This is a genomic window from Pseudonocardia xinjiangensis, from assembly GCF_012911925.1.
In the GTDB taxonomy this organism is placed as follows: domain Bacteria; phylum Actinomycetota; class Actinomycetes; order Mycobacteriales; family Pseudonocardiaceae; genus Pseudonocardia; species Pseudonocardia xinjiangensis.
Map to the genome: position 1 here is coordinate 1 of NZ_JAAXKY010000104.1, position 21,582 is coordinate 21,582.

The window sequence follows — 21,582 nt, forward strand, 5'->3', positions numbered from 1 at the left end:
GTGGGGTGGGTGGGCACCGCACTCCCCGAGGACCATGAGTTGTGGGCCGCCGCGCAGGGCGGCGACCGTGACGCCTTCACCACGCTGTACCACCGGCACGTCGACGCGGTCTGGCGCCAGGCCCATCACCTGACCGGGTCCAGCGTGATGGCCGAGGACGTCCTCGCCGCCACGTTCCTCACGGCGTGGCGACGCCGGGCGGAGGTTCGGTTCACCGCGGACTCGGCCTTGCCGTGGCTGCTTGCGGTGGCCGGGAACGAGGCCCGCACCGAACGGCGGCGGTCGATGCGCCACCAGCGCCTTTTCCGCCGTCTCGGGTCGGGGCCGGTGGTCCGCGACCATTCCGACTCCGTCGCGGCCTCCGTCGACGACCACCGCAGCCTGCACCGCGTGCTCGCCGCCCTCGAGCGCCTCCCGGCGGCCCAGCGGGAGGTCGTCGAGCTGTGCATCATCGCCGACCTCGCCCAGTCCGACGCGGCCCGCGCGCTCGGCATCCCCGAGGCGACCGTGCGGTCCCGCATCCACCGCGCCCGAGCCCGGCTCCGCGCACTGCTGCCCGAGGAGACCCGATGAACGAGCTCGAGCTGCCGCCCGCCCCGGCGTTGCCCGCCGACGTCCGGGAGCGGGTGCTGCACCGCGTGCTGCACCGGATGGACGCCGCCCCCGCCGCGGCCCCTCGCAGGCGCACCTCGTTCCTCCCCGCTGCGGCCGCCGCGGTCGTGGTGGCGATCGCGGCGACGACGGTCACGGCCGTCACCGGGTTCGGTGCGGACGACCCCGCCGGTCTCGACCGGCTCCCGCCCGCCACCGTGACCGACGGCGGTCCCGGCGCTGCATCGGGCGAGGACCCAGGCAGGGACCCGTTCGCCGGCGTCGAGCTGCCGCCGCCGAGCGGTCAACCGGCCACGGACCTGGCGCTGGCCCGGTGTGCGGCCGCTGTTGTGCACAGCGGCCGGGCCGGTGAGTACCCGCCGACGCGCGAGTGGCGATCGACCCTGCACATGGGAGTCGGTGCGGTCGAGAGCGACCTCGAGATCAACGACTCGTTCGCCTGCCTCGTGTCGCCGGGATCGGTGGCGGTGTCGGGGTTGACCGGCACGCCTGCCGGCGAGGTCCAGGTCGTGCGGATGTCCGCAGGACAGCTGGTGGTGCTCAATCCCGACAGGCGCGAGTTCGCGATCGGGCTCCCTGACAAGATGCTGATCAGCGAGGACCGGGTTACCTTCGTCGACATCTACTCGGGCGAGACTCCGGATCGGATGCGGCTCACCGTCACCGGCGGCTACGACGGTCCCGTCCCGGAACCGGTGCAGGCGCTCGGCGTGGTCGACCGGGACCTGCCGGAGCGGCCCGACACCCCGGAGGGGCGGTACCTGGACGAGTGCTTCGACGGGCTCCCGACGCACGCGCACGTCAACGACCGCCTGTGGATCCCGGTGGGGTGGCACGACGTCGGAGGAGCCGCGCCGCCCGCGCTGGTGGCGCGGATCGGGGACCTCGCCGCCGGCTTCTGTGTGACCGACCCTGTGTACGGCAGGGCCTTCGCCGAGGCGCCGCTGCGTCCGGACCACCGCAGCGGCCTGGCCAGTCCTGTCGTCTTCCACCGCGGCGGCGGCAGTGCGGTCCTGATGGCCGTCTCACCGGACGTGACCCGCGTCGAGATCGCCGCGGTGCCGATGTTGCCGCACCAGCCGCCGCCCCGGAGCGCGGCTCCGCCGCAGCAGGATCCGGTCGCCGATGCCGGCTGCACGATCCTCGACGGGCTCGCCATGTGCACGATCGACAGCCGACAGCAGGAGACGAACCGGCAGGCAAGGGACCAGGTAGTGGTCACCGCGTACACCGCGGACAGTCCGGCGGGCGTCGAGGTCTACCGGAACTGAGCGGGTGCCTCTCCCGGGGTGCCCACCCGTGTCGGTCCGCGCGCCGTTAGTTGCCGGTGGCAGATCAGGGCAACGGCGAGCTGGAGTAGGCCGAGGTGGATGTCGCCTCATAGCGCGTGTGCAGCCGCTCGAAGGCGTGCGTGGGAATCGGCGAAAAGTCGAATCGTTCGGGCGAGTTTCATGTCAACGTCGATGTCGGGATTTCCAGTGAGGACGTTGCCACTATGATGCCCAGGCGCCTGGCGATCTCATCAGAGTGTGGCCAAAATGAAGTGTCCATATCTTTTCTGGAAATTGAGCAACTGATATTACCGCAGCGCGTCGACCCTTCGTAGCTCGGCTCTTCTTCACGGGGTGGCCGAGGCTCGCAAGGTGTTGATGACTCCGGCGTAGGCGATCTCGGCGACCCCGAAGGTTATGCCAGCGAATCCGGCGGCGAGCAGACCGGTGATCAGTGCGGTGACCGCGGCGCCCCGCGTGGCCTATCGCTTTTCCTGCGACGGCCGCTTCTGTTCCGAGTCCGGGGGAGGGGCATCGTCATGGACACCTCTCCCGGCCGTTCGGATGTGAGGCCGTGCACAAGATCGGTCAGATCGGAAAGGTGCCGATCAGCGGCGAGCCGATCCGGACCGCGATCGGGACCGAACCGCCGACCGGCGGGACGGGCGCGGCGTCGACAGTGAGCACGGTGCCGGCGACGACGCCGAGGAAGTCCGTCCGGGCCAGCCGGGCGTCCTCGATCCTGGCGGCGATCTCGGACCGGACGTCCGGAGCGAGGAAGGTGAGTCCGCGCGGGAACGTGTCGGCGAGCGTCGCGCCGCCATTGATATCGAAGTCGGCGGTGACGATCCGGTCGCCCCGCAGCGACACCCGGAACTCGTCGTTGAACTCACGGTGGCAGATCACCTGCGGTGGATAGAAACATTCGTAGCCGGACTCCTGCAGGTCGCCGACCGCGTCGCTCATCCGGCCGCCGTAGTGGCCCGAGTCGGACGGCCAGCGATTGACCACCGCGTCGCGGCCGGCGACGATCAGCCCGTCCGCACGGGACATCGTGTAGTCGGCGTGATCATCACGCCAGGCGCGGGTGAAGGCACCATCGATCGACTGTCCGCGCTCGGCCAGGTCGTGCAGATCCCATCCGTACTGCTGGATCTCGGTGCCGATCCGCTCCGCGGCGTCCGGCCACAAGGCGCCCAGGCTGGCCACGGCGAGTCGGGTCAGGCTGTCGGCGGCGTCGAACCCTCCGGTCCGGTCCCATTCGGCGTACACGGGAGGACTCGGTTTCGGGATCCAGGCCCAGGCGAGCCGGTCGTCGCGATCGAGCAGGAACTGCGCCACCCACGGATCGTCGGCGTCGCGGTTGCGGCACCTCACGGCTCGGCCGTCGGCGTTGCTCCGGATCTGGACGCAGAACGCGCCGGCCGTGACGAGCGCAGCGGTCAGCGTCGTCGCCGTGCCGGGCGGGACCTGCCGGGCCTCGCTGTCCTCGCCGACCGGATCCTCGGGCCGGTACGTGCCCGGCGGCGGGAGCTGCGCGACCGGCTCCCGTACGGTGCACGACGCGGTCATGATCAACGCCAGCAAAATGAACATGGACGAGACGGCCCGACCCGCCGGTCCGCGCATCAAATCCTCGTTCTGTTGACAACGGGCGGTTGAGGATAGCCGCGGCCCGCGACGTCCTGGTCGGGACGTCGAGCCCTGACAGCTTCGCCCACCTACGACGGCGTCGCGGAGACCGCGATCTACGTCGGTCCGCGTACGGGCGTGGGGTCACTCGTGGTGCGAAGCGCAGTGGTCCCAAGTGGTAGGCGCGGTCCGCGAGGTGCGGCGCGAGACTGTTGATGCAGGTAGTGGCCCTGTGAGGCAGGATGCCGCCACCTTTTAATCCGCGGGTTCAGGGTTCGATCCCCTGGGGGCCCACCAGGTCTGACCTGCTGTTTTCACCTCCTCAGGCAGCATGACTGCCTGCGGATTCGTGGGGTGGTCACCGAGTGGTCAGCTTGAGCTTTCAAGGTCGAGTTCCTCTGGCCGTCGTGGTGGCCAGGGGTGCCACTGGTCCGCGGCTCGGAGCAGGGCGCCGATGGCCGGCCGGGCGTCGCGTGGGAGCGGCCCGGTGCGCCCGGCCACCCGCAGCCGACCGGCGTCATCACGGCGCCCGAGGACGAGCGCCACGGGGGAGTTCAAGGGGCCCAGCACGTCGCCTACGACCGCCTCGGCGCTCGTCCTGGTCTTGACCTTCCGCCAGGCGCATCGCGCCGGGAGGTAACCGTGGTCGAGGCGCTTCGCGAGCGCCATGAAGTCCAGGCCACCGGCCCGGCACACGACGAGTTCACCGTTTATCTCGGGCCTCGTCCGGACCGCGCCTTCCGCCAGGAGTTCGCGGTGACGACATGTCAATGACGCACGGACGGATGTGCCGGTCGGACCGGCTTCGATCGAGGTTGGGATTACTCAGCAGTCCTGTGCCAGGACCTCGTCCACGAACCGTTGCTTTCCAGCCGTGTAGGCCTCGCGATCGTCCGGGGGGCGGCCGGCTAGGTTGCTGCTGCGGTCTCTTCGAAGGGCGGATAGGCGTCGCGTAGACGGTGCATGGTCGCAGTCACGACGGCACGTACATCCGTCTCGCGCAATGGAGCGGAGAACAGCGCCGAGCTGAACGAGAAGCCCTCAACCAGGGTGAACAGCAGGAGCGCCTCGCGGTGCAGCGACTCCTCGTCGATCACGCGGTCGGTCAGCGCATCGCGCAGCAACGAGCGGACCACTTCCGCACCCGCGAGGGACGTCTCGGCGATGTCGGCCGCGAGCTCCGGGTCCGTGCGCGCCATGACGCGGTACTCGACCAGGGCGATGTTCTCCCGGCGCTCCTGCTCGCTGGTCGGCGCGGCGAAGGCGATGACGTCCGTGATCCGAGCCACCGCGTCCTCGGACAACGTCGTGGCGCGGCGCGTGACCCGCTGGATGAGAACGCTGAAGGTGAAGCGCATGACCTCGCCGACGGTGTCACCGAAGTAGTGCCGGATGCTCCCGATGGCCAGGCCGGTGCGCGCGGCGATCCGGGCGAGGGTCACGGAGCGGAGACCGTGCGCGGCGATCTCGTCGATGACGGCGTCGGCGACCTGCTCCCGGCGAGCTTCCGTGTCGACTCTCTTGGGCATGGCCGCACCTTAGCCCGTTTTAGCATGTACGTGCTAATCTTTGTGGCATGGGCATGCTAAATAGGCCGCGTAGCGGCGCTGCAGCGCGGCACGACCCCTGGACCGGCGCGTCGCGGCAGGGGTCCCACGACGCCGGGCTCGACGGCCTCGGCGGGCTCGGCGGGCTCGAGGACGATGCTGCGTCGTGGTCGACGCCCTCCCCGGCGCCGGGCTCGCCGCTGCCACCGTTCCGCCCCTCCCTCTCACTCGAGCGCACGCGATTCGCGGTCGACCTGCCGGATGCGTCGACGGCGACGGTCGATGTCGATCACACGGAGGGCCGGGCATCGCTCTACCGGGACGGCCGGCACGTGCAGACCTCCGACATGCCGGTCCGGTTCCCGCTCGGACCGGACGGCATCGAGGTCGCCGCGAACAGGTTCAGCATGGAGCGGATCCATCTGGTCAGCGCGGACGGCAGCGAGCGACGTCTCGATCCCGCGCCGGGGACGCCCGAACACTGGCGCGCCCAGCTCTCCCGGCGACACCCGGGGATCGGGCGCGCCCTCGCCGCCTCCGCCGTCATCGCGCTGACGATCGATCTCATCCTCCTGGCCCCACAGCTGCTCGAGCTGGTCACCCACCTGTCGCTCTGGACAGATCACTTCGCGCCGTTCGTCTCGCCCATCGACCTGCCGGCATGGGCGAACACGGTTCTCGCCGTGACCGCGGCCCTCGCCGGGATCGAACGAGCACTCACCTTCCGCCACCACTGGCTCCTGGACGCCGAGACCGACGGGATCGGAGGCTGACATGCACCCACGACGTCGACTTCCGGGACGGTCCCGGCGCCTCGCGAGCGGGCTCGCCGCGACCGCCACGGTGGCGCTCTTCCTGCTCGCCGGCTGCACGCCCGCACCTCCCCCACCGGACTCCGGCGGGGGAGGTGCGGATGCGGCCCTGCGCGTCCACCTCGAGCAACAGCTCGCCTGGGGCGGGTGCGAGGACACCGCGACGAACGCAGCGGACGCCGAGCTGTTCGCGAACCCGGCGCTCGAGTGCGCCTCGGTCGAGGTGCCGCTCGACTACGACGAGCCGGAGGGCGAGAGGGCGCACATCGCGCTCCTGCGCTTGCCCGCCACGGGCGAGGCCGAAGGCTCCTTGCTGGTCAACCCGGGCGGTCCCGGAGGCTCCGGCACCAACCTCGTCGCGATGACCCTGCCTCTGTGGCAGGCCAGCCCCGTCGCCGAGCGCTTCGACATCGTCGGCTTCGATCCTCGGGGGATCGGGGCGTCCACCCCGGCCCTCGACTGCTACACCGACGATGAGTACGACGCAGGCGCGGCGCTACGGTTCGGCGTCGTGTACGACATCACCAGCGCCGAGCAGGCGGCCGAGCTCGCAGAACGTTGCGCCGAGGGCTCTGGCGGGATCGCGAACCTGGTGAACGCCGGGTCGACGAACGTCGTGCGTGACATGGACATTCTGCGAGAGGTGCTCGGCGACGACCAGCTGACCTATCTCGGCTACAGCTACGGCTCCCAGCTCGGCGCCATGTATGCCGCGACCTACCCCGAGAAGGTCCGCGCGATCGTGCTCGACGGGGCCATCGCGCCCGACCTGACGGCACAAGAGTTCCGCGTCTCCCAGTTCACCGGTCTGCAGGCGCGGTTCGACGACCTCGCCGCGTTCTGCGCCGAATCACCCGACTGCGTACTCGGCACCGATCCCACAGCAGCGAACGATCGCCTGCACGAGATCGTCCGACCGCTCATCGAGACGCCGTCGACCGCCGACGGCAGAGAGGTGAGCGTCTGGGACGTCTACCTCGGTATCACCGGCGGGCTGTACTCGCAGGCGAGGTGGCCCGACGTCGTCGCAGCGCTCACTGCCCTCGAGGCAGGCCGGGCCGACGAGATGCTCGCTCTGCGGGACACGTTCTACGGCCGCACCGCGGACGGCGCCTACCCGCTCGACCTCGACACGAACATTGCCGTGCGCTGCATGGACTGGCCCCGCCTGACGCCCGAGGAAACCACCGCGCTGGCACGCAAGGTCGGAGAGGTGGCGCCGATGTTCGACCTCGACGTCTTCACGGCAGCCAACTACCACAGCGAGTGCGCGGCGTGGCCCGCGCCGCCCACGGCCGACGATCCCTGGCTCGCCGATGTCGAGGACCTTCCCGAGACTCTCGTCGTGTCGGTCACCGGCGATCCCGCGACGCCACACGAGGGCGGCATCGCGATGGCTCGAGCTCTCGGCGCACGCCTGCTCACGGTCGACGGCAAGCAGCACGGCGCCTACCTCCTCGGCGGCAGCGAGTGCGTCGACGACGTCGTCGAGGCGTACCTCCTCGACCTCGAATCCCCGCCCGCCGACGCCCGCTGCAACCTGTGACATGCCCGACTCCGGCGACGCTGCCCCGCGGCGCATCCAGTCAAGCCACTCCGGCTCTGCGGTGTAGCTCGCGCCGCCGGTCACGATCCCGGTTGACGTGCGGGCTGTCGTCTAGTGCCTCGGATGGGCTTGCCGAGATCCGACTTTCAAGAGCCATGGCACCAGCATTGCAATCTCCGAGATGCCGAGTGCAAGCCAGTTATCGTTGTGAACGCCCGGAAGAAGTCACCGGACGCAACCTCGGTGCCGCCTCCGTCCCGCACCAGAAGACAGTGACGGCTCCACGTCAGCATGGCCCGCTACGACGGACTCAACGGGCGGGGGGTGTTCGTCCGGTAGAAGTAGTCGGCCGCTAGCTGGCTTCCTTGTCGATCTGTGAGACCCGCTGGTAGGAGACGCCGGTTAGTTTGCCGACGTCACGCACGGAGAGGCCTTGCCTGCGGAGGAGCATGACGGCTTCGTTGGTTCGCTTCTCGACCCGCACGCGGAGGGCTTCGTGGTGTTCGCGGAGCTGTCGTGCTTCCTCCGCGATTTGCTCGGAGTCGCCGGGGATGTGGACGTGGAGCTCGATGGCGCTGGGGTCGACGGCTCGGCCGGTTTGGATTTCGATGACCTCGGCTGCGTCGGCGGGGATGCGGTCGAGTCGTCGGCATTGGGTGATGGCGCTGGGGATGTCGGGGATGGTGACGACCCACCGGCCGGTGTTGTCCCAGGTTGCGGCGACTTGGTAGCTCATTTCTCCTGTGCCTCCTCGATCCAGGTGGAGTCGAACTCTGGTGACAGCGCGGCCTGGATGCTGCGCAGCGTCCCTGGGGCCTGTTGTTTGTCGCCGGCCTTCAGGGTGGTGCTGTGGCCATGGGGGCGGTCCACTTCTCGTGGGAGCCCTTGCCTCCGCCTTCCACGCAGCCGAGGTTGCGGAGAAGTTTGCGGAGGTCGCGGGTGGCTATCGGCTTCACGTGAGGCTGTCTAGCAGGTAGACAGCCTGCCGGATAGACGCATGACGGGAGACGCGAGTACTCCGAGCTACCTTGCTCAGCGCTGCGAACCTCCGTACCCGTTACCGAACTTCTGAGTTAGCCGCGCCAGGACACGAAGTAGTAGGCACCCGGCCAGCAGGGCATACTCGATCCCACAAGCTCAGATCACGCCGGGCTTGAATCTGAGGCCCGAAAGAGCCAGTGGATGCTGAGACCTTACGCAGCCGTGAACGTGGCTCTCAGGTCGATCCCTGAGGCGTTAATCGTGCTCTATGGCTCTCAGCTGGTCACGAACCTTGTCGATGCTGAACCTGTACTGGCCGCCGGCTGTCCGGAACTCAGCCTCGATCGTGCCCGCTGCTATCCACCGCTGGATCGTCCGATGAGAGACGGACAGAGCCTTCGCTAGCTCCGTGCTGGACACCAGCTCCTCCTCATGCACACCTCGACGCTAGGTACGTACGTCCTGGTCAGACGTTAGATGTCGTCTGATGTCGTCATATGTCGTAGTCTGCGTGTCGGTAGTGCTCCAGAGGGTGGCCGGGGGAGGACGCGCAGTGGCGGTGTGGATGGCGGGGACGCCAGATGGCCGGACCGTGGTCGGTGATGCGCGTGACGAAGCGGAGGCGCGGCAGATGATCGAGAGGGAGCAGTCCCGGGAGTCGGTTGTGTGGAACGAAGCTCAGCAGAAGTGGCGCTGGACCTTGGTTGCGGACAGTGGCAAGACGCACCACGGCTGGGAGGACACGAAGCCGAAGGCGCACCTAGCCATCGCTCTCGCCAAGAACCCGAACCCGGTAGCTCATCGTCTTCTCTCCGGCCGTCTTAGGTGGGAGAAGTGAAGCTGTGGCTGCAATCGGATCTGTTGCTGTACTTCGTGTGGTGTCGGGCTCGGCGGGAAGCCCGTAGGTCACTCAAACGATCCCGGCAGTAGTACTTCCCTGTCCCCTTATCCAGACGTGCTCCGCAGACCGTTTCGGAGCAATCGCATGACTGGTATCACGATCTACCGGTAGTGGTGGGGTCTATCGGTCGGCCGACCAGCATGGTGACCTCCCCGGTGGAGGGCTGCTATAGCGTGCCTCGAACCCCGTGACCGGAGGAGTCGATGCTGGGATGACGGCAAGGCGACCGATGCCCACACAGGACGACGTGCTCGAGTACTTCGACACACTGTCGAACTGGGGACGATGGGGCGATGACGATGAGCTCGGCACGCTGAACCACATCACCGACGACGTCCGGCTGGCGGCGTCGCGGGCCGTGCGCCACGGCAGGAGCGTCTCGTGCGCATGGGAGATCGCCGTGCCGGGGGAGATGGAGCGGTCGACGACGACGTGCCCGTGCGCCGCCGACATGCCGGGCGCCGAGAACATGCCGGTGTCCGCGTTCCACGCCGACCGGCGCTGGGGCTTCTCGTCCGAGCAGCTCGGCATCACGTTCCACGGCAACACCGTCACCCACGTCGACTCGCCGTGCCACATCTTCTGGGACGGCACGATGTACAACGGGCGCTCGCACTCGCTGGTCGACCCCGCAACGGGATCAGCGTGGGCGGCCGTCACGGCGGCCGCGAACGGGATCATCACCCGTGGTGTCCTGCTGGATATCGCGAGCGTCCGCGACGTGCCGTGGCTGGAATCGGGGCAGGGTGTGTTCCCTGACGATCTGGAAGAGGCCGAGCGTCGACAGGGCGTGCGGGTGGGGCCCGGCGACGCGGTACTCCTGCGGACCGGCTACGGCCGCGCCCGGCACGAGGCCGGTGTGACGCACAGCTTCACGCAGGCCGGCTGGCACGCGTCCTGCCTGCCGTGGCTGCACGAACGGGAGGTCGCGCTGATCGGCGCCGACACCCCTCAGGACGTTCAGCCCTCGGGGTACGACGACGTGCTGATGCCGGTTCACGCCGTGGGCCTCGTCGCGATGGGTCTGTGGCTGCTCGACAACTGCGACCTCGAGGTGTGCGCGACGACGGCTGCCGAACTCGGCCAGTGGGACTTCCACCTCGCCGTCGCGCCGGTCCGCTTCGCCGGTACGTCCGGCAGCCCGGTCAACCCGATCGCCACATTCTGACCTGAGTTCCACTGGTCCTCACCAGCGATTTCGTGCGTTTCATGATTTTTTTCGTCCCGCTGATCACACTCGCTGTGGACGCCGACGCTCATGCGGATGCTCGCATCGAGCGCCGTTAGCCGACTGCGAACGCACTGTCCTGCAACGCCTACGCGCCCGAGTTCGATAGTCGATGAGCCGGTGTGGCTGCTTCGCGAGCAGCCGGCATTCATCTCTGGTCGACGAAAGGCAGCTCATGGTCAGGCAACCCTGCTCGAACCCCCTCAGCTACCCCGCGGCGTGGCAACGATGAGCCACCCGCAGGACGCGGGGGCGTCGTTCGCGGCCGGGGTGAGGCGGCCTTCACCTGCGGTGATCGCCGCCGTGCGGGTGTCGTGCCTCGCAGTGGCCGACCGGCCGGTTCGCCTTGCCGAGGTGTTCTACGCGCACCTGTTCGAGATGGCTCCGCAGCTACGGGCGATGTTCCCGCCCGACCTGACCGGACAGATGCAGAAGATGAGTGACAGCCTGCTGAATGTCATCGGCAAACTCGACACTGCGGACACGACGGCCCTGGAAGCGGGGCTACGCCGGCTCGGGGCCGATCACCGGATTCGCTTCCGGGTCGAGATCGAACACTACGGGTACATCGGCCACGCTCTGACCCGGGCGGTGCGGGATTTGTCCGGACCGGGGTATTCGAGCTCCTTGAGCTCGTCCTGGATATCGGTGTATCAGTGGGTCGCCATGCAGATGATCGCGGGCGCCCAGGCGGCGGACTCGGGAGCGTCGGCGACGGATCGATCGATGCCTGCGGTACCGCAACCTCGCTGGTCCCGAGACGACGAGAGCGCTGCTTCCCCCCTGCGACACCCGCACCGGACTGGCAACTGACCCGCAGCGGTGGTGCCGCGGTCGAGGTGCTCGCGACACGGAAAGGGCAACCGCGTGGGACAAGAGGATCGGCAACTGCACGCCTCGTCGTTCGGCGCAGCGGCGACCGCATACGCCGAGCACCGCCCGGACTACGCGCAGGCCGCGGTGCGCTGGGCGCTCGAACCCGCGCCCGGCCCGCGAGTGCTGGACCTCGGCGCCGGAACGGGCAAGCTGACTGCCACGCTGGTTGCGCTGGGCGCCGAGGTCGTCGCGGTCGAACCCGATCCGGCGATGCTGGCCGAGCTTCGCCTCGCGCTGCCGGGTGTCCGTTCCCTGCCGGGTAGCGCCGAGGCGATTCCCCTGCCGGACGCATCCGTCGACGCCGTGCTGGCCGGCCATGCCCTGCACTGGTTCGACATGGCCGTCGCGGGACCCGAGATCGCCAGGGTCCTCGTATCCGGCGGCATCCTGGCCGGCCTGTGGAACGTCCTCGACAACCGGGTCGACTGGGTTGCCGAACTCGAGCGGGTCGGCGGGAGCGCGGCCATCGGCCCGCGTGACACGCTCAGCCGCTGGCGCGCCGAGACGGCAGAGGCGCACCTTCCCGGAGACGGCGTGGCCGGCCGGTTCGGCTCGCCGGAGCAGGCCGAGTTCCCGCACGGGCAGCGCCGCACCGCCGACTCCCTCGTCGCGGCACTCGCGACGAGGGCGGGAGTGCTGGTCATGGCGGAACGGGAGCGAGAGGCCACGCTCGGCCGGATCCGCGCTCTCCTCGCGAGCCGGCCGGAGACCGCCCGCGGCGAGTTCACCCTCCCCATGCTCACCGGCGTGCTGCGCGTCCACCAGCCGTAAACCGCATGACCGGGTCCGGCCTGCGGTGTGAGGGTGCGGATCATGACCACTCAGGTACGCACGTCGGCCGGCGCGGTCCGGGGACGCTGGGAAGACGGGGTCGCCGTGTACCGCGGCGTTCCCTTCGCCGCGCCCCCGGTCGGGCGGGATCGGTTCGCCGCTCCCCGCCCGGCGGTGCGCTGGGACGGGGTCCGTGACGTGACCCGGTTCGGTCCGCCCCCACCGCAGCCGGGCAGGCCGACGGCGGGGGAGGACTGGCTGAACCTCGCCGTCTGGACCCCGGATCCCGGCGGGACCGGGCTTCCGGTGGTGGTGTGGATCAGCGGCGGCACGTACCTCAACTGCGACACATCCAATCCGCACCTCGCCGGCGCGACCCTGGCGGGCGCCGGCGCGGTGGTGGTGAGTGCTCACTACCGCACCGGCGCCGAGGGCTTCGCCCGGCTCGACGTCGCGCCGGACAACCGCGGGCTGCTCGACCAGGTCGCCGCACTGCGCTGGGTGCACGACAACGTCGCCACCTTCGGCGGTGACCCGGGCAATGTCACCGTCCTCGGGCAGTCCGCAGGCGCCGGCTCGATCGCCGCGCTGCTGGTGATGCCGGCGGCGGCCGGACTGTTCCGTCGCGCGATCCTGCAGAGCCTCCCGGGGACCTTCTTCACACCAGGCCTGGCCGCGGACGTCGCGGCGGAGATCAGCGCCGAGCTCGGCCGCGCGCCGCGGGCCGCGGACCTCGCTGATGTCGCCCCCGATGATCTCGTCGACGCTGCCCGGTCAGTGACCATGCGTCTTCCGCAACGGATCGGTCGGTGGGGCGCGGTGGCGTACACGCCCACGCCGTTCTCCCCGGTGGTGGACGGTGAGGTCCTGCCGGCATCCCCGTGGGCAGCGCTCGCCGATGGCGCGGCCCGTGATGTCGATCTGCTCGTCGGGCATACCCGTGACGAGTTCAGCCTGCTCGGCGCCCGGCTCGGGGACATCGACGACGCCGGGGTGGACGCGCTGCTCAACGGGCTGACACCGACACCGGGCGCGCAGCGCTACCGAGCGGCCTATCCGTCCGCCTCCCCGAACGAGCTGCGCGACACCGCCATGTCGGACTGGCTGTGGCGGATGCCGGCCCTCCACCTCGCCGAGGCGGCCCACGCCGGTGGAGCGCGGGTGTGGCACTACGAGCTCTGCTGGGCGTTCAACTCCGTGGGCGCATCGCACAGCCTCGACACCCTGCTCCTGTTCGGCACCACCGAGATCAGAACGGGGCTCACGGCAGCCGGTCCGGACGCGATGGCCCAGGCCCGACGTCTGTCGGGGCTGATCCGGGCCGAACACCTGTCGTTCGCCGCCACCGGAGACCCCGGCTGGGTTCGCTACACGCCCCACGAGCGCGACACGCGCGTGTACGACACCGACTCCACCGTCGCCCGGTATCCCGAGGAGCGGTCCCGCTGGATCTGGCGTGATCGACGTTTCGATGCCCTGGACCTCACGGCATGACCCCAGGCCTCGTCGGTGAGCTCGACCGTGGGCTGCGCGGTCCTGATACCCCGCGCCCGTATCGTTCGAGACAGCTGTCGGACACTGTCGGGTAGCCGCGCCGCGGTCCGAACGGGGCGACCAGCAGAGGACGTTCTGCATGCATCTGTCGCAGGCTGCCGCGACAACGGATAGCTTCTGGCCCGGGAGTCTGGACGGCTGGATCGGAATCCTGGGTGACAGCACGACGTTCCTGATCGCCATCGTCGGTTTGTCCTTGTGGATTCGTGGCCGAAACCCTGTTGTGTCCTTCGCCCTGCGGAATGACCGGAGGAGGACGATCGGTGCCGTTCTCACGAGCCGTGGGTATGGACGGATCACGACAAGACGGGCGTGCCGCACCGCAGCGGAACGTCTCGTGCTCGGGCAGCGTGCTCTCACCGTCGCCACGGAGCTGAGGTGGATCGACGAGACCGCAAGAGATCATCGGCTGCCGGTCCCGGTCGCTCTGCACGGGATCGGCGGGGAACCGAGCGATGATCTTCAGCGGCTCAGCACTGCGTATCGGGCGTTCGCGCACCGGCTGAAGGCGCGTGGTCTGCTGGGTGGAGGAACGGCGCCGATCCTTGCCGAGCAGGCCGACGTGGCCGCCCGCACGGGCGAGTACCTCATGGCGCAGGCCATGTTCGCGATGGGCACGACAACAGCCGACGCGCGTGGCTCCTTCGCCATCGGCATTCCCGCCAGGTCGACGCAGCTCCGGCTCGAACACGTCAGGATCGGTGAGGGCCCGGGACAGGGAATCGACGATATCGCCGTCTCTCACCTCGCAGAGCGTCTCGTCTTCCCGGATACGTTTGCCGAAACGCTCTGCCGGGCGGACGGGATCGAGCCGATGCCGCTACCGCTGCGCGGCGAGGCCGATCGACGGCTTCTCGAGCAGCGCCTCAGCGGCAAGTTCTTCGACGGGACGCTGCCGTCCCTGCGGGGCACGGTCCGGCAGCGTGATCCCGCGAGCGGCTGGGTCCGGCTGCACCTCGTGCTGGCCGAAGCCGCATACAGCGCTGTGATGGCCACCCATAACGTCGGGGACCGAGGTATCGGCCGGCGCCGGGATGAGCTCAGCGGCGCGGCTCGCGTGCTGACGCTCTCGTGCCTGCCGGTGACGAGCGACGAGCAGATCATCGTCGTCCGACGGTCCGCCCATGTCCGAACCGGCGAAGGACAGTGGGCGGTCGGCGTCAACGGGAATCTGGAGATGCGCCCACGTTTCGGCATCTCGCTTGACCGCGACCCTCACGGAATCCCGGACCCGCGGCTCGCGATCGTCAGGGAAGCCGCGGAGGAGCTGGGAGTCGACCTCAGCGAACAGCCACTCGAGATCCTCGGGATCTCGCAGTTCGACTCCGACCAAGAAGTCGCGGTGTCCATCCTTCTGACGGCATGCCGGGTGTCTCTCACCGCAGCCGAACTCGCTGCTCGTGGTCGCTACTCGCACGCAACCGAGGGCCGCTGGGAGAGCGACGGCGCGATCCTGGCGGTCCCCGTTCCCACCGACATCGCCAGCGTCGAGTCCCTCCTCCGCTGGACCTTGACTGCACCCGACCACCAGCCACACCTGACGTCGGCGCTGGTCGCATTGACCTACCCGCGATTGATGGAGGAGATGAACGGCGACGCCGACGCGGCTCACGACTACCTGCGAAAGCTCGCAACCAGCTCCCCTGCCTCGTCACCGCCGCCCGGAATCACCGAGATGAGCAGCCGGAGATGAGTCGACGCCCGCGGTGCCTTCTGCGGCGGTGCAGCGGATCGGATCGACATCGACGCACCGATCTGACCGATGGGGCGCTCGTGGCGGTTTGCCGTCACCGCTGGTGGTGCTGTACGGCACCCGCCGGGCCTCCGCCAGGCGGAGTGACCGGGAGGAGTGACCGGGAGGAGGGCGCTTCGTCAGTGTGTTGTCGGCGGCTAAAGCGCGCCGACGCAGCACTACTCTTCGCTCTCTGTCGGCCCTGCGCCATCGGTACGTGGCGGCCGTCACCCGGTCGTCGTTCAGGCGGCGGAGCGCTCGGCGACGGGCCGGCGACGCAGGCTCACGGTCGATACGGCCGGCGGGGTGTAGGCCGCCTGGTTGGGGCCGGCGTCGGTGCCGGGCGGTGCGATCTCGTCGATCCGGTTGAGGACATCGTCGTCCAGGGTGACGTCGGCGCCGGCCAGCAGGTCGTCGAGTTGTTCCATGGTGCGCGGCCCGATGATCGCCGAGGTCACGCCCGGGTGGGCGATCGCGAACGCCATCGCGAGGTGGGCCATCGGCAGGCCGGCCTTCTCAGCCAGCGGAATGAGCTGTTCGACCACCTCGAGCTTGCGTTCGTCGCTGAAGTACTGCGGCGTCCCGCCGGACCGGTGGGTGTCGGCCTGCTTGCCCTTGCGGTAGCGGCCGGTCAGCAGGCCCTGGCCCAGCGGGCTCCACACCAAGGTGCCCATCCCGTAGCGCTGAGCGATCGGCAGCATCTCGCTTTCGATGCTCCGGTTGACGATCGAGTACGGCGGCTGCTCGGCGCGGAAGCGCTCGAGGCCGCGCCGCTCGGCGACCCACTGCGCCTCGACGATCTCCGAGGCCGGGAAGGTCGACGTGCCGATCGCGCGCATCTTGCCGCTGCGGATCAGATCGGACAGTGCCGACAGCGTCTCCTCCACGTCGACCGTCGGGTCGGGACGATGGACCAGGTAGAGGTCGAGATGATCAGTCTGCAGGCGGCGCAGGGAGTGCTCGACCGCGGTGACGATCCAGCGCCGCGAATTCCCCCGGTGATTCGGATCGTTGCCCATCGGGTAGTGCACCTTGCTGGCCAGCACGACGTCGTCGCGGCGGCCCTTGAGCGCCTTACCGACGATCACCTCGGATTCGCCACCGGAATACACGTCGGCGGTGTCGACGAAGTTTATCCCCGCGTCCAGGGCCCTGTGGATGATCCGGATCGAGGAATCGTGATCGGAGCTTCCCATGGCCCCGAACATCATGGTGCCGAGGCAGTAGGGGCTGACCTGGATTCCGGTCCGACCCAGCGTGCGGTACTTCATACTTCTCTCCCGTTGAAAGCGTTTCGGTGAGCCGTCTGCTCATCGTCGAACACGATCTCGACCAGCGGGCTGTGCGCGAGCCACTCGTCGAGGTCCTGGCGCAGGCCGACCCGCGCCGCGACATCGGGCCGGTTCTGCAGGTCGAGCACGGCGGTGATCACCCGCCGCCGTGTCGGCTCGTCGACCGGCCTCGCTGTCGCGGGCAGGTCAACCTTCACCCCGTGCTTGAGATGCACGACGAACCGCGGATTGGCGCGCAGGTTCGCGTACCAGCTGCGAGGGACGGGCAGGCTGGTCAGGTACCAGCGACCGTCGACGCGGTGGAACCAGACCTCGATGCGGCGAGGGATACCGCTGCGCCTGCCCAGCGTGGTGATGTCGATCGTGCGCTCGGTCGTGGAGGAGTCCGGCCCGATGTCGAGGGCGCGAGCGACAGCGTCATCCACGGTCACAGTCCGCTCTGCCGCTCGTTGTCGGAGAATACGTCGCCGCCCCCAACTCCGGTCCGGCCCAGCTTGCGATACTTCATGCTTCTCAGGAAATCAGCACTGCTGACGCCGGGCTAGCAAGATCCTCTCGCGTATATGCACAATCCTCTTCGCTCAGGCAGCGTTCACGGCAGCGCCGCGCCGGCGGGCCCCGCTCCACCACGTAAACGCGCCGCATCGACGCTGGGCGGGACACCGAACTGGCGGCGGTACTCCCGGCTGAACTGGGACGGACTGTGGTACCCGACACGCTGGCCGATGCCGGTGATGTCGTTCGGACGGTTCGTCAACAGCAGTCTCGCCGCCTGTAGCCGGATGTTCTTCTGGAACTGGATCGGGCTCATCGCCGTCACCGCCTGGAAGTTGCGGTGGAAGGCGGAGACACTCATCCCCGACAGCTGTGCCACCTCCTCGACCCGGAACGGCTGGGTGTAGTTCTCCCGGATCCACCGCACGGCACGTCTGACGTGCGTCAGGCTGCTGTCGGCCACGCCGAGCTGACGGACGACGTCACCTTGCTCCCCAGTCATCAACCGCCAGAGGATCTCGCGCTTGTACAGCGGGGCCAGTGTTTTGCGGTCCCGTGGCCGGTCGAGCAGGCGCAGCAGCCGCACCACGGCGTCGAGCAACTCATCCGGGGCGTCGCTCACCGCGATCCCTAGCCGCGCGGTGCCAGGAGACTGCGGCACGTCCCCCGGCCCGGCCGGCAGCAACTCCGCGATGACGGCAGGTTCCAGAGTCATTCCGAAGCCGAGCGCGGGCACGCCGGGAGCGGCGTCCATGGCGTGTCCGGTGACCGGGACGTCGACCGAGGCGACGAGATACTGTCCGGCGCCGTAGTCGTAGAAGCGGTCGCCTAGTGCGAGACGCTTGCCGCCCTGGGCGATGACCGCCAGCACCGTCCCGGACATCGAGGACTCCGGCCCAGCGGCCTGGTCGACCTTGCAGATCCGGACGCCGTCGATGACAGTAGCCAGATCAGGACGCGCATGCCGGTCCAGCAGCACACGAAGCTCGTCCAAAGACACTTCGCGATTGCAACACAAAACCCGCGGAGGCACGCGAGCGCCTCGCGGACCGGACCGGGTGCCGCCGGAACGGCAGGTTGCGGCGTAGCTGGGTCCGGGCATCGTCGCGCCGGTTGTGCCGGCGCAGCCACTCGCCGTAGAGCAGGCGAGCCCCGGCCGATTCCGGATGTGCACCGCGATCAGGCCAGTCGCGGGTCCGCTGAGCGCACAAGCATCAGCGACAAGATGATCAGTGGGAGTCTCCGATGAGCGGTGTAACTGGTCGTGATGGCGAGCTTGGTGTTCGGAGGATGCGATCTGTGATTGCGTCCTGCTCGGCCAGCCGCATCGCACCCGCGCGTGACGATGTCCGGTTCCCCGCGTACCTCGGGATGCAGCCGCCCTGGGCGGTCGCCTATGCCGGAACGGTGCACGTCCAGTTCGACCGCGTCGCGACGGCCTGACCACCGAGGTCGCCGACCAACCTCGGCGCGCCCACCCCTGACTGATCGCATTTACCGGACGGGTTCGGTCAACGTGCCGTACGAGCGTTACTACGCCGGTGATCCGGTAGGCGCGCATGCGAGGAACTACCTCAACTACGACAAGTCCGACGCATTCCGGCTTGTCGACCGAGCGCTCGCCCTGGCTGGTGGCCCCGAGCAGGCCGTCGCCGAGATGAGCCGGCCCGGGTGAGCGCGCACGGGTGTCCTGGCACGGGATCAGAACGCCGCACCGCGTGTCGGCCGCGGTCCTGCGCCGTCCTCAATGCTGGTGGCGTTGGAACGGCGGAATCAGTCGGGTAACTCCCGTAGAGCGGCGCGGAGGCGCAGCATGAGATGAAGGTCGAGGCGGCGGCCGGGTTCGCGCCAGTCGTCTCCGAGTACGTCGGTCACCGATTCCAGCCGCTGGTAGAGGGTGTTGACGTGCACAGTCAGCGCTTCGGCTGCCGCGCCGGGACGCAGATTGTGGTCGAAGTAGGCCAACAGGGTCGCACTGAGTGGTACGCCTCGCCGCTGTTCGGCGGCCAGCAGGGGGCCAAGGTTGTATTCGATGGCCGAGCGAAGTTCAGCGCGGCCGGCGGTGCTGAGCAGGACGCGGTAGATGCCGAGGTCCTCGGCGGTGCAGAGTTCGCCGACCCGCCCGAGAGCGAGCAGCGCGTCCACGATCTGACCGGCCGCGCGGAAGCTCCGCCCCAACCGCGTGCCTGCCGGCCCCGGACCATCCGCATCATCGGCGTGTGAACCACTCGCCCCAGCGGCGCGCGTACTGGCCAGCCCGGCGGTGACCGAGCCGAAGCGGGTGCTCCAGGATTCCGTCACCGCTTCGACCGTGTCCTGAGGGAGCACGATAACCGTGCGCGATCCGAGGTCGGCGACTACCGCGCGCTTCGGCGCCGCCGCCCTCAGCGCCGCCAACCCTTCGCCCGCCGCCGTGGTCCCGGCCGTGGCCACCAGCACGTCATAACGCGTCGACGGGTCGAGACCGGCGAACCGCATCTGGCGGTCGAGCACGGCCGGATCGGCGCTCGGGTTGTTCAACAGGTCGGCCAGGAACGAGTCGCGAGCTCGGCGGGCCGCCTCATCGACCGCTTCGGCCCTGGTCAGCGCGAGTGCCAGCACCGGAGCCGCCCGAGCGAGCAACCGGTCAACGAACTGCTCGTCCACGAACCTCGATCCCTCTCGCTCCGCCGCCGAACCCGACTCAACGGATCCGGGCCCCCACGGCTGAGTCTTGGAGATGTCGGCGGAAGCTTGAGGGTCGGCGACACTTTCGAAGTCGAGGCTCTGGGCCTCGCGACCGGGCCCGAGCGCGCGCTCAGCGCCGGCGGGCCTGGTTGCGGGCACCGTGACCAGTGCGCCGAGGACGTGGCAACCGGCCACCACCGGACACAGGCCAGGCTGCGAGGCGACTGTTGCGGTCGAACCAGTAACGGAACGGCTGGTCGGGCTGGCGGCGAGGGCGGCGAGAGCGGCGTGTACGGCGGCCAGCCGGTCCGCCGGCATGCCTTCCGGGGGTGGGCCGTCAGCGGTGACCAGGTAGACCGGGCGGCCGGCCAACGTACGGACCTCGGCCAGCAGGTCAGCGACCTGACCACCTCGTAGTACCACCTGGGTGAGCATGTTGTCCCAGCGCAGCGCCTGCTCGAGCTCCCCGGTTCGCCGCTCCAGCTCGCGGTTGACCCGGTTGAGCTGGTCCAACCCGTCCTGGTACCGCTGCACCAGTCGCTGGTTGTCCAGTGCGACGGCGGCGTGCGCGGCCAGCGCGACCAGCAGCGCGATGTCCTCCCCGGTAAACCGGTGCGGCCGCCGCTCCAGCACGAACAGCACCCCGAGCACCTGGTCGCGGCCGAGCAACGGGACACCGAGCACGGACCGGCAGTGCTCGGCCAGGGCCGCGGCGTCGTTGTCCGGGTGATGGTTGAACTGCGCGGTCTCGTAGTCATCGGTCCAAGCCGGCTGGGTATGGGTCAGCACCTCGCCGGCCAGCCCGGCTTCGGCCTCCACCGAAATCCCGACCATCTGTGGAGTAAGCGCGCCGCTCACCGCATGGATCCGCAGCCGGCGATTCGCCTCCACCAGGCCGAGGTAAGCCATGTCGACCCCGAGCACCCTCCGAGCGTGCCCGACTATGTCGTCGATCAGCGCCAGCTGATCGCGGTCGCCGGTGGCGGTGAGGTGCGCGGCGACCTCGTTGAGCGTGGCCAGCTCGCGGGCCCGTTGGGTGCGCTGTTCGAGCAGGGACCGGATACGCAGCGCTGCCACCGCCTCGCAGGCAGCGCGTTCGGTCGAGCCCAGTTGCTGGGCCAGCCCTCTCTCGTGGGCCGCGAACTCGGCCTCTGACGCCTCGGTCAGCAGCAGCTCCAGCCAGCCCCCCTCGTCCACCACTCACCCCACTGCTAGTGCACTTCTCCATGCGAGCAACCGATTGATGGAGACCCAATCCATTGTAGCGACCGTTCTCGGCTGGTTATCTCGTCATCACAACCGCCGAGACGTCGGAAAAGGGGACAGGATGTACGACACCCGGCATTCCCGCCCACCAATCATGATCGCCGACAAACCATGAGTTGCGCAGGTGCCCCGCGTTATCTATCGGGGAAGACCGATGGCTCAGTCAGCGGGAACTGGCCGAGACGTTCCGGCTGTTCGGACGGTTCGGGTTCGGCGAGGGCGTCGCCGGACACGTCACCGCCCGCAACCCCGAGAACGGTGCTACCGGGCAACCCGTTTGGGACGATCCTCTTCCAGATCATGGTGTCGGACCTGCTGCTGGTGAACGAGCACGCCCACTCACTGCACGGCAAGGCCTTCACCAGCCGCGCCTCCCGCTCGCCCCGATCACCCAGGAAG

22 protein-coding genes are annotated in these 21,582 nt (G+C 69.0%); 14 read left to right on the forward strand and 8 right to left on the reverse strand.

The genetic code is table 11. The features are described from left to right. Complete coding sequence (locus tag HF577_RS25860) at window positions 1-573, forward strand: RNA polymerase sigma factor (RefSeq protein WP_312859388.1); 573 nt, start codon at window positions 1-3, stop codon at window positions 571-573. Further along, the gene (locus tag HF577_RS25865; RefSeq protein WP_169398553.1) at window positions 570-1,883 is read left to right on the forward strand and encodes a hypothetical protein; all 1,314 of its coding nucleotides are present in this window, start codon (window positions 570-572) and stop codon (window positions 1,881-1,883) included. The genes HF577_RS25860 and HF577_RS25865 overlap by 4 nt, the downstream gene beginning before the upstream one ends. Before the next feature lie 588 nt (window positions 1,884-2,471). Here the strand turns inward: HF577_RS25865 and HF577_RS25870 are convergent. Then, window positions 2,472-3,479 carry a hypothetical protein gene (locus HF577_RS25870; protein ID WP_169398554.1) on the reverse strand — a complete coding sequence of 336 codons (1,008 nt, stop codon included), beginning with the start codon at window positions 3,477-3,479 and terminating at the stop codon, window positions 2,472-2,474. Between the two features lie 456 nt (window positions 3,480-3,935). Between HF577_RS25870 and HF577_RS25875 the strand changes: the two genes are divergently transcribed. Beyond that, a complete protein-coding gene (locus HF577_RS25875) occupies window positions 3,936-4,289 on the forward strand; it encodes a hypothetical protein (protein ID WP_169398555.1) in 354 nt (117 codons plus the stop codon). 134 nt (window positions 4,290-4,423) lie between these two features. Here HF577_RS25875 and HF577_RS25880 read toward each other — a convergent pair whose 3' ends face one another. Beyond that, window positions 4,424-5,044, reverse strand: coding sequence for a TetR/AcrR family transcriptional regulator (locus tag HF577_RS25880; protein WP_169398556.1), 621 nt, complete (start codon window positions 5,042-5,044; stop codon window positions 4,424-4,426). A gap of 47 nt (window positions 5,045-5,091) precedes the next feature. Here HF577_RS25880 and HF577_RS25885 point away from each other — a divergent pair, with 47 nt between their 5' ends. Further along, window positions 5,092-5,835 carry a hypothetical protein gene (locus HF577_RS25885; RefSeq protein WP_169398557.1) on the forward strand — a complete coding sequence of 248 codons (744 nt, stop codon included), beginning with the start codon at window positions 5,092-5,094 and terminating at the stop codon, window positions 5,833-5,835. Between the two features lies 1 nt (window position 5,836). After that, window positions 5,837-7,420, forward strand: a complete 1,584-nt coding sequence (locus tag HF577_RS25890; protein WP_169398558.1) for an alpha/beta hydrolase — start codon at window positions 5,837-5,839, stop codon at window positions 7,418-7,420. Between the two features lie 352 nt (window positions 7,421-7,772). Here the strand turns inward: HF577_RS25890 and HF577_RS25895 are convergent, their stop codons facing one another. Both HF577_RS25895 and HF577_RS25900 read right to left on the reverse strand, forming a co-directional pair. Further along, complete coding sequence (locus HF577_RS25895; RefSeq protein ID WP_169398559.1) at window positions 7,773-8,156, reverse strand: type II toxin-antitoxin system HicB family antitoxin; 384 nt, start codon at window positions 8,154-8,156, stop codon at window positions 7,773-7,775. Window positions 8,157-8,656: 500 nt separating this feature from the next. Next, window positions 8,657-8,839 carry a helix-turn-helix domain-containing protein gene (locus HF577_RS25900; protein ID WP_312859389.1) on the reverse strand — a complete coding sequence of 61 codons (183 nt, stop codon included), beginning with the start codon at window positions 8,837-8,839 and terminating at the stop codon, window positions 8,657-8,659. Window positions 8,840-8,954: 115 nt separating this feature from the next. Between HF577_RS25900 and HF577_RS25905 the strand changes: the two genes are divergently transcribed. The 6 genes from HF577_RS25905 (at window position 8,955) to HF577_RS25930 (ending at window position 15,424) form a co-directional block, all read left to right on the forward strand. Continuing rightward, complete coding sequence (locus tag HF577_RS25905; RefSeq protein WP_169398560.1) at window positions 8,955-9,239, forward strand: hypothetical protein; 285 nt, start codon at window positions 8,955-8,957, stop codon at window positions 9,237-9,239. Window positions 9,240-9,531: 292 nt separating this feature from the next. Then, window positions 9,532-10,470, forward strand: coding sequence for a cyclase family protein (locus HF577_RS25910; protein WP_169398561.1), 939 nt, complete (start codon window positions 9,532-9,534; stop codon window positions 10,468-10,470). Between the two features lie 288 nt (window positions 10,471-10,758). Continuing rightward, window positions 10,759-11,343 (forward strand): globin domain-containing protein, encoded by a 585-nt coding sequence (locus HF577_RS25915; RefSeq protein ID WP_169398562.1) that lies wholly within the window; start codon window positions 10,759-10,761, stop codon window positions 11,341-11,343. A 54-nt stretch (window positions 11,344-11,397) separates the two neighbouring features. Further along, window positions 11,398-12,177: a class I SAM-dependent methyltransferase gene (locus HF577_RS25920; protein WP_169398563.1), complete on the forward strand. Its 780-nt coding sequence runs from the start codon at window positions 11,398-11,400 to the stop codon at window positions 12,175-12,177. Window positions 12,178-12,219: 42 nt separating this feature from the next. After that, window positions 12,220-13,671, forward strand: coding sequence for a carboxylesterase/lipase family protein (locus HF577_RS25925; protein WP_169398564.1), 1,452 nt, complete (start codon window positions 12,220-12,222; stop codon window positions 13,669-13,671). Window positions 13,672-13,810: 139 nt separating this feature from the next. Next, window positions 13,811-15,424, forward strand: coding sequence for an NUDIX hydrolase (locus tag HF577_RS25930; RefSeq protein WP_169398565.1), 1,614 nt, complete (start codon window positions 13,811-13,813; stop codon window positions 15,422-15,424). 281 nt (window positions 15,425-15,705) lie between these two features. Here the strand turns inward: HF577_RS25930 and HF577_RS25935 are convergent, their stop codons facing one another. The 3 genes from HF577_RS25935 to HF577_RS25945 form a co-directional block, all read right to left on the reverse strand. Further along, window positions 15,706-16,734, reverse strand: coding sequence for an aldo/keto reductase (locus HF577_RS25935; protein ID WP_169398566.1), 1,029 nt, complete (start codon window positions 16,732-16,734; stop codon window positions 15,706-15,708). Continuing rightward, window positions 16,731-17,180: a nitroreductase family deazaflavin-dependent oxidoreductase gene (locus tag HF577_RS25940; RefSeq protein WP_169398567.1), complete on the reverse strand. Its 450-nt coding sequence runs from the start codon at window positions 17,178-17,180 to the stop codon at window positions 16,731-16,733. Before HF577_RS25940 ends, HF577_RS25935 begins: the two co-directional genes overlap by 4 nt. A gap of 167 nt (window positions 17,181-17,347) precedes the next feature. Further along, window positions 17,348-18,229 (reverse strand): AraC family transcriptional regulator, encoded by an 882-nt coding sequence (locus HF577_RS25945; protein WP_312859390.1) that lies wholly within the window; start codon window positions 18,227-18,229, stop codon window positions 17,348-17,350. A 311-nt stretch (window positions 18,230-18,540) separates the two neighbouring features. On the opposite strand from HF577_RS25945, the gene HF577_RS25950 reads away from it, so the two are divergent. Together HF577_RS25950 and HF577_RS25955 are read left to right on the forward strand one after the other, a co-directional pair. Then, window positions 18,541-18,693, forward strand: a complete 153-nt coding sequence (locus HF577_RS25950) for a hypothetical protein (protein ID WP_211174835.1) — start codon at window positions 18,541-18,543, stop codon at window positions 18,691-18,693. 73 nt (window positions 18,694-18,766) lie between these two features. Then, a complete protein-coding gene (locus HF577_RS25955; RefSeq protein WP_169398569.1) occupies window positions 18,767-18,925 on the forward strand; it encodes a hypothetical protein in 159 nt (52 codons plus the stop codon). Between the two features lie 98 nt (window positions 18,926-19,023). Here HF577_RS25955 and HF577_RS25960 read toward each other — a convergent pair whose 3' ends face one another. Continuing rightward, entirely contained in the window at window positions 19,024-20,841 is a 1,818-nt protein-coding gene (locus HF577_RS25960) for a helix-turn-helix domain-containing protein (protein WP_169398570.1), read from the reverse strand. Between the two features lie 9 nt (window positions 20,842-20,850). Here HF577_RS25960 and HF577_RS25965 point away from each other — a divergent pair, with 9 nt between their 5' ends. Then, window positions 20,851-21,072: a hypothetical protein gene (locus HF577_RS25965; protein WP_169398571.1), complete on the forward strand. Its 222-nt coding sequence runs from the start codon at window positions 20,851-20,853 to the stop codon at window positions 21,070-21,072. Window positions 21,073-21,582 lie beyond the last annotated feature (510 nt).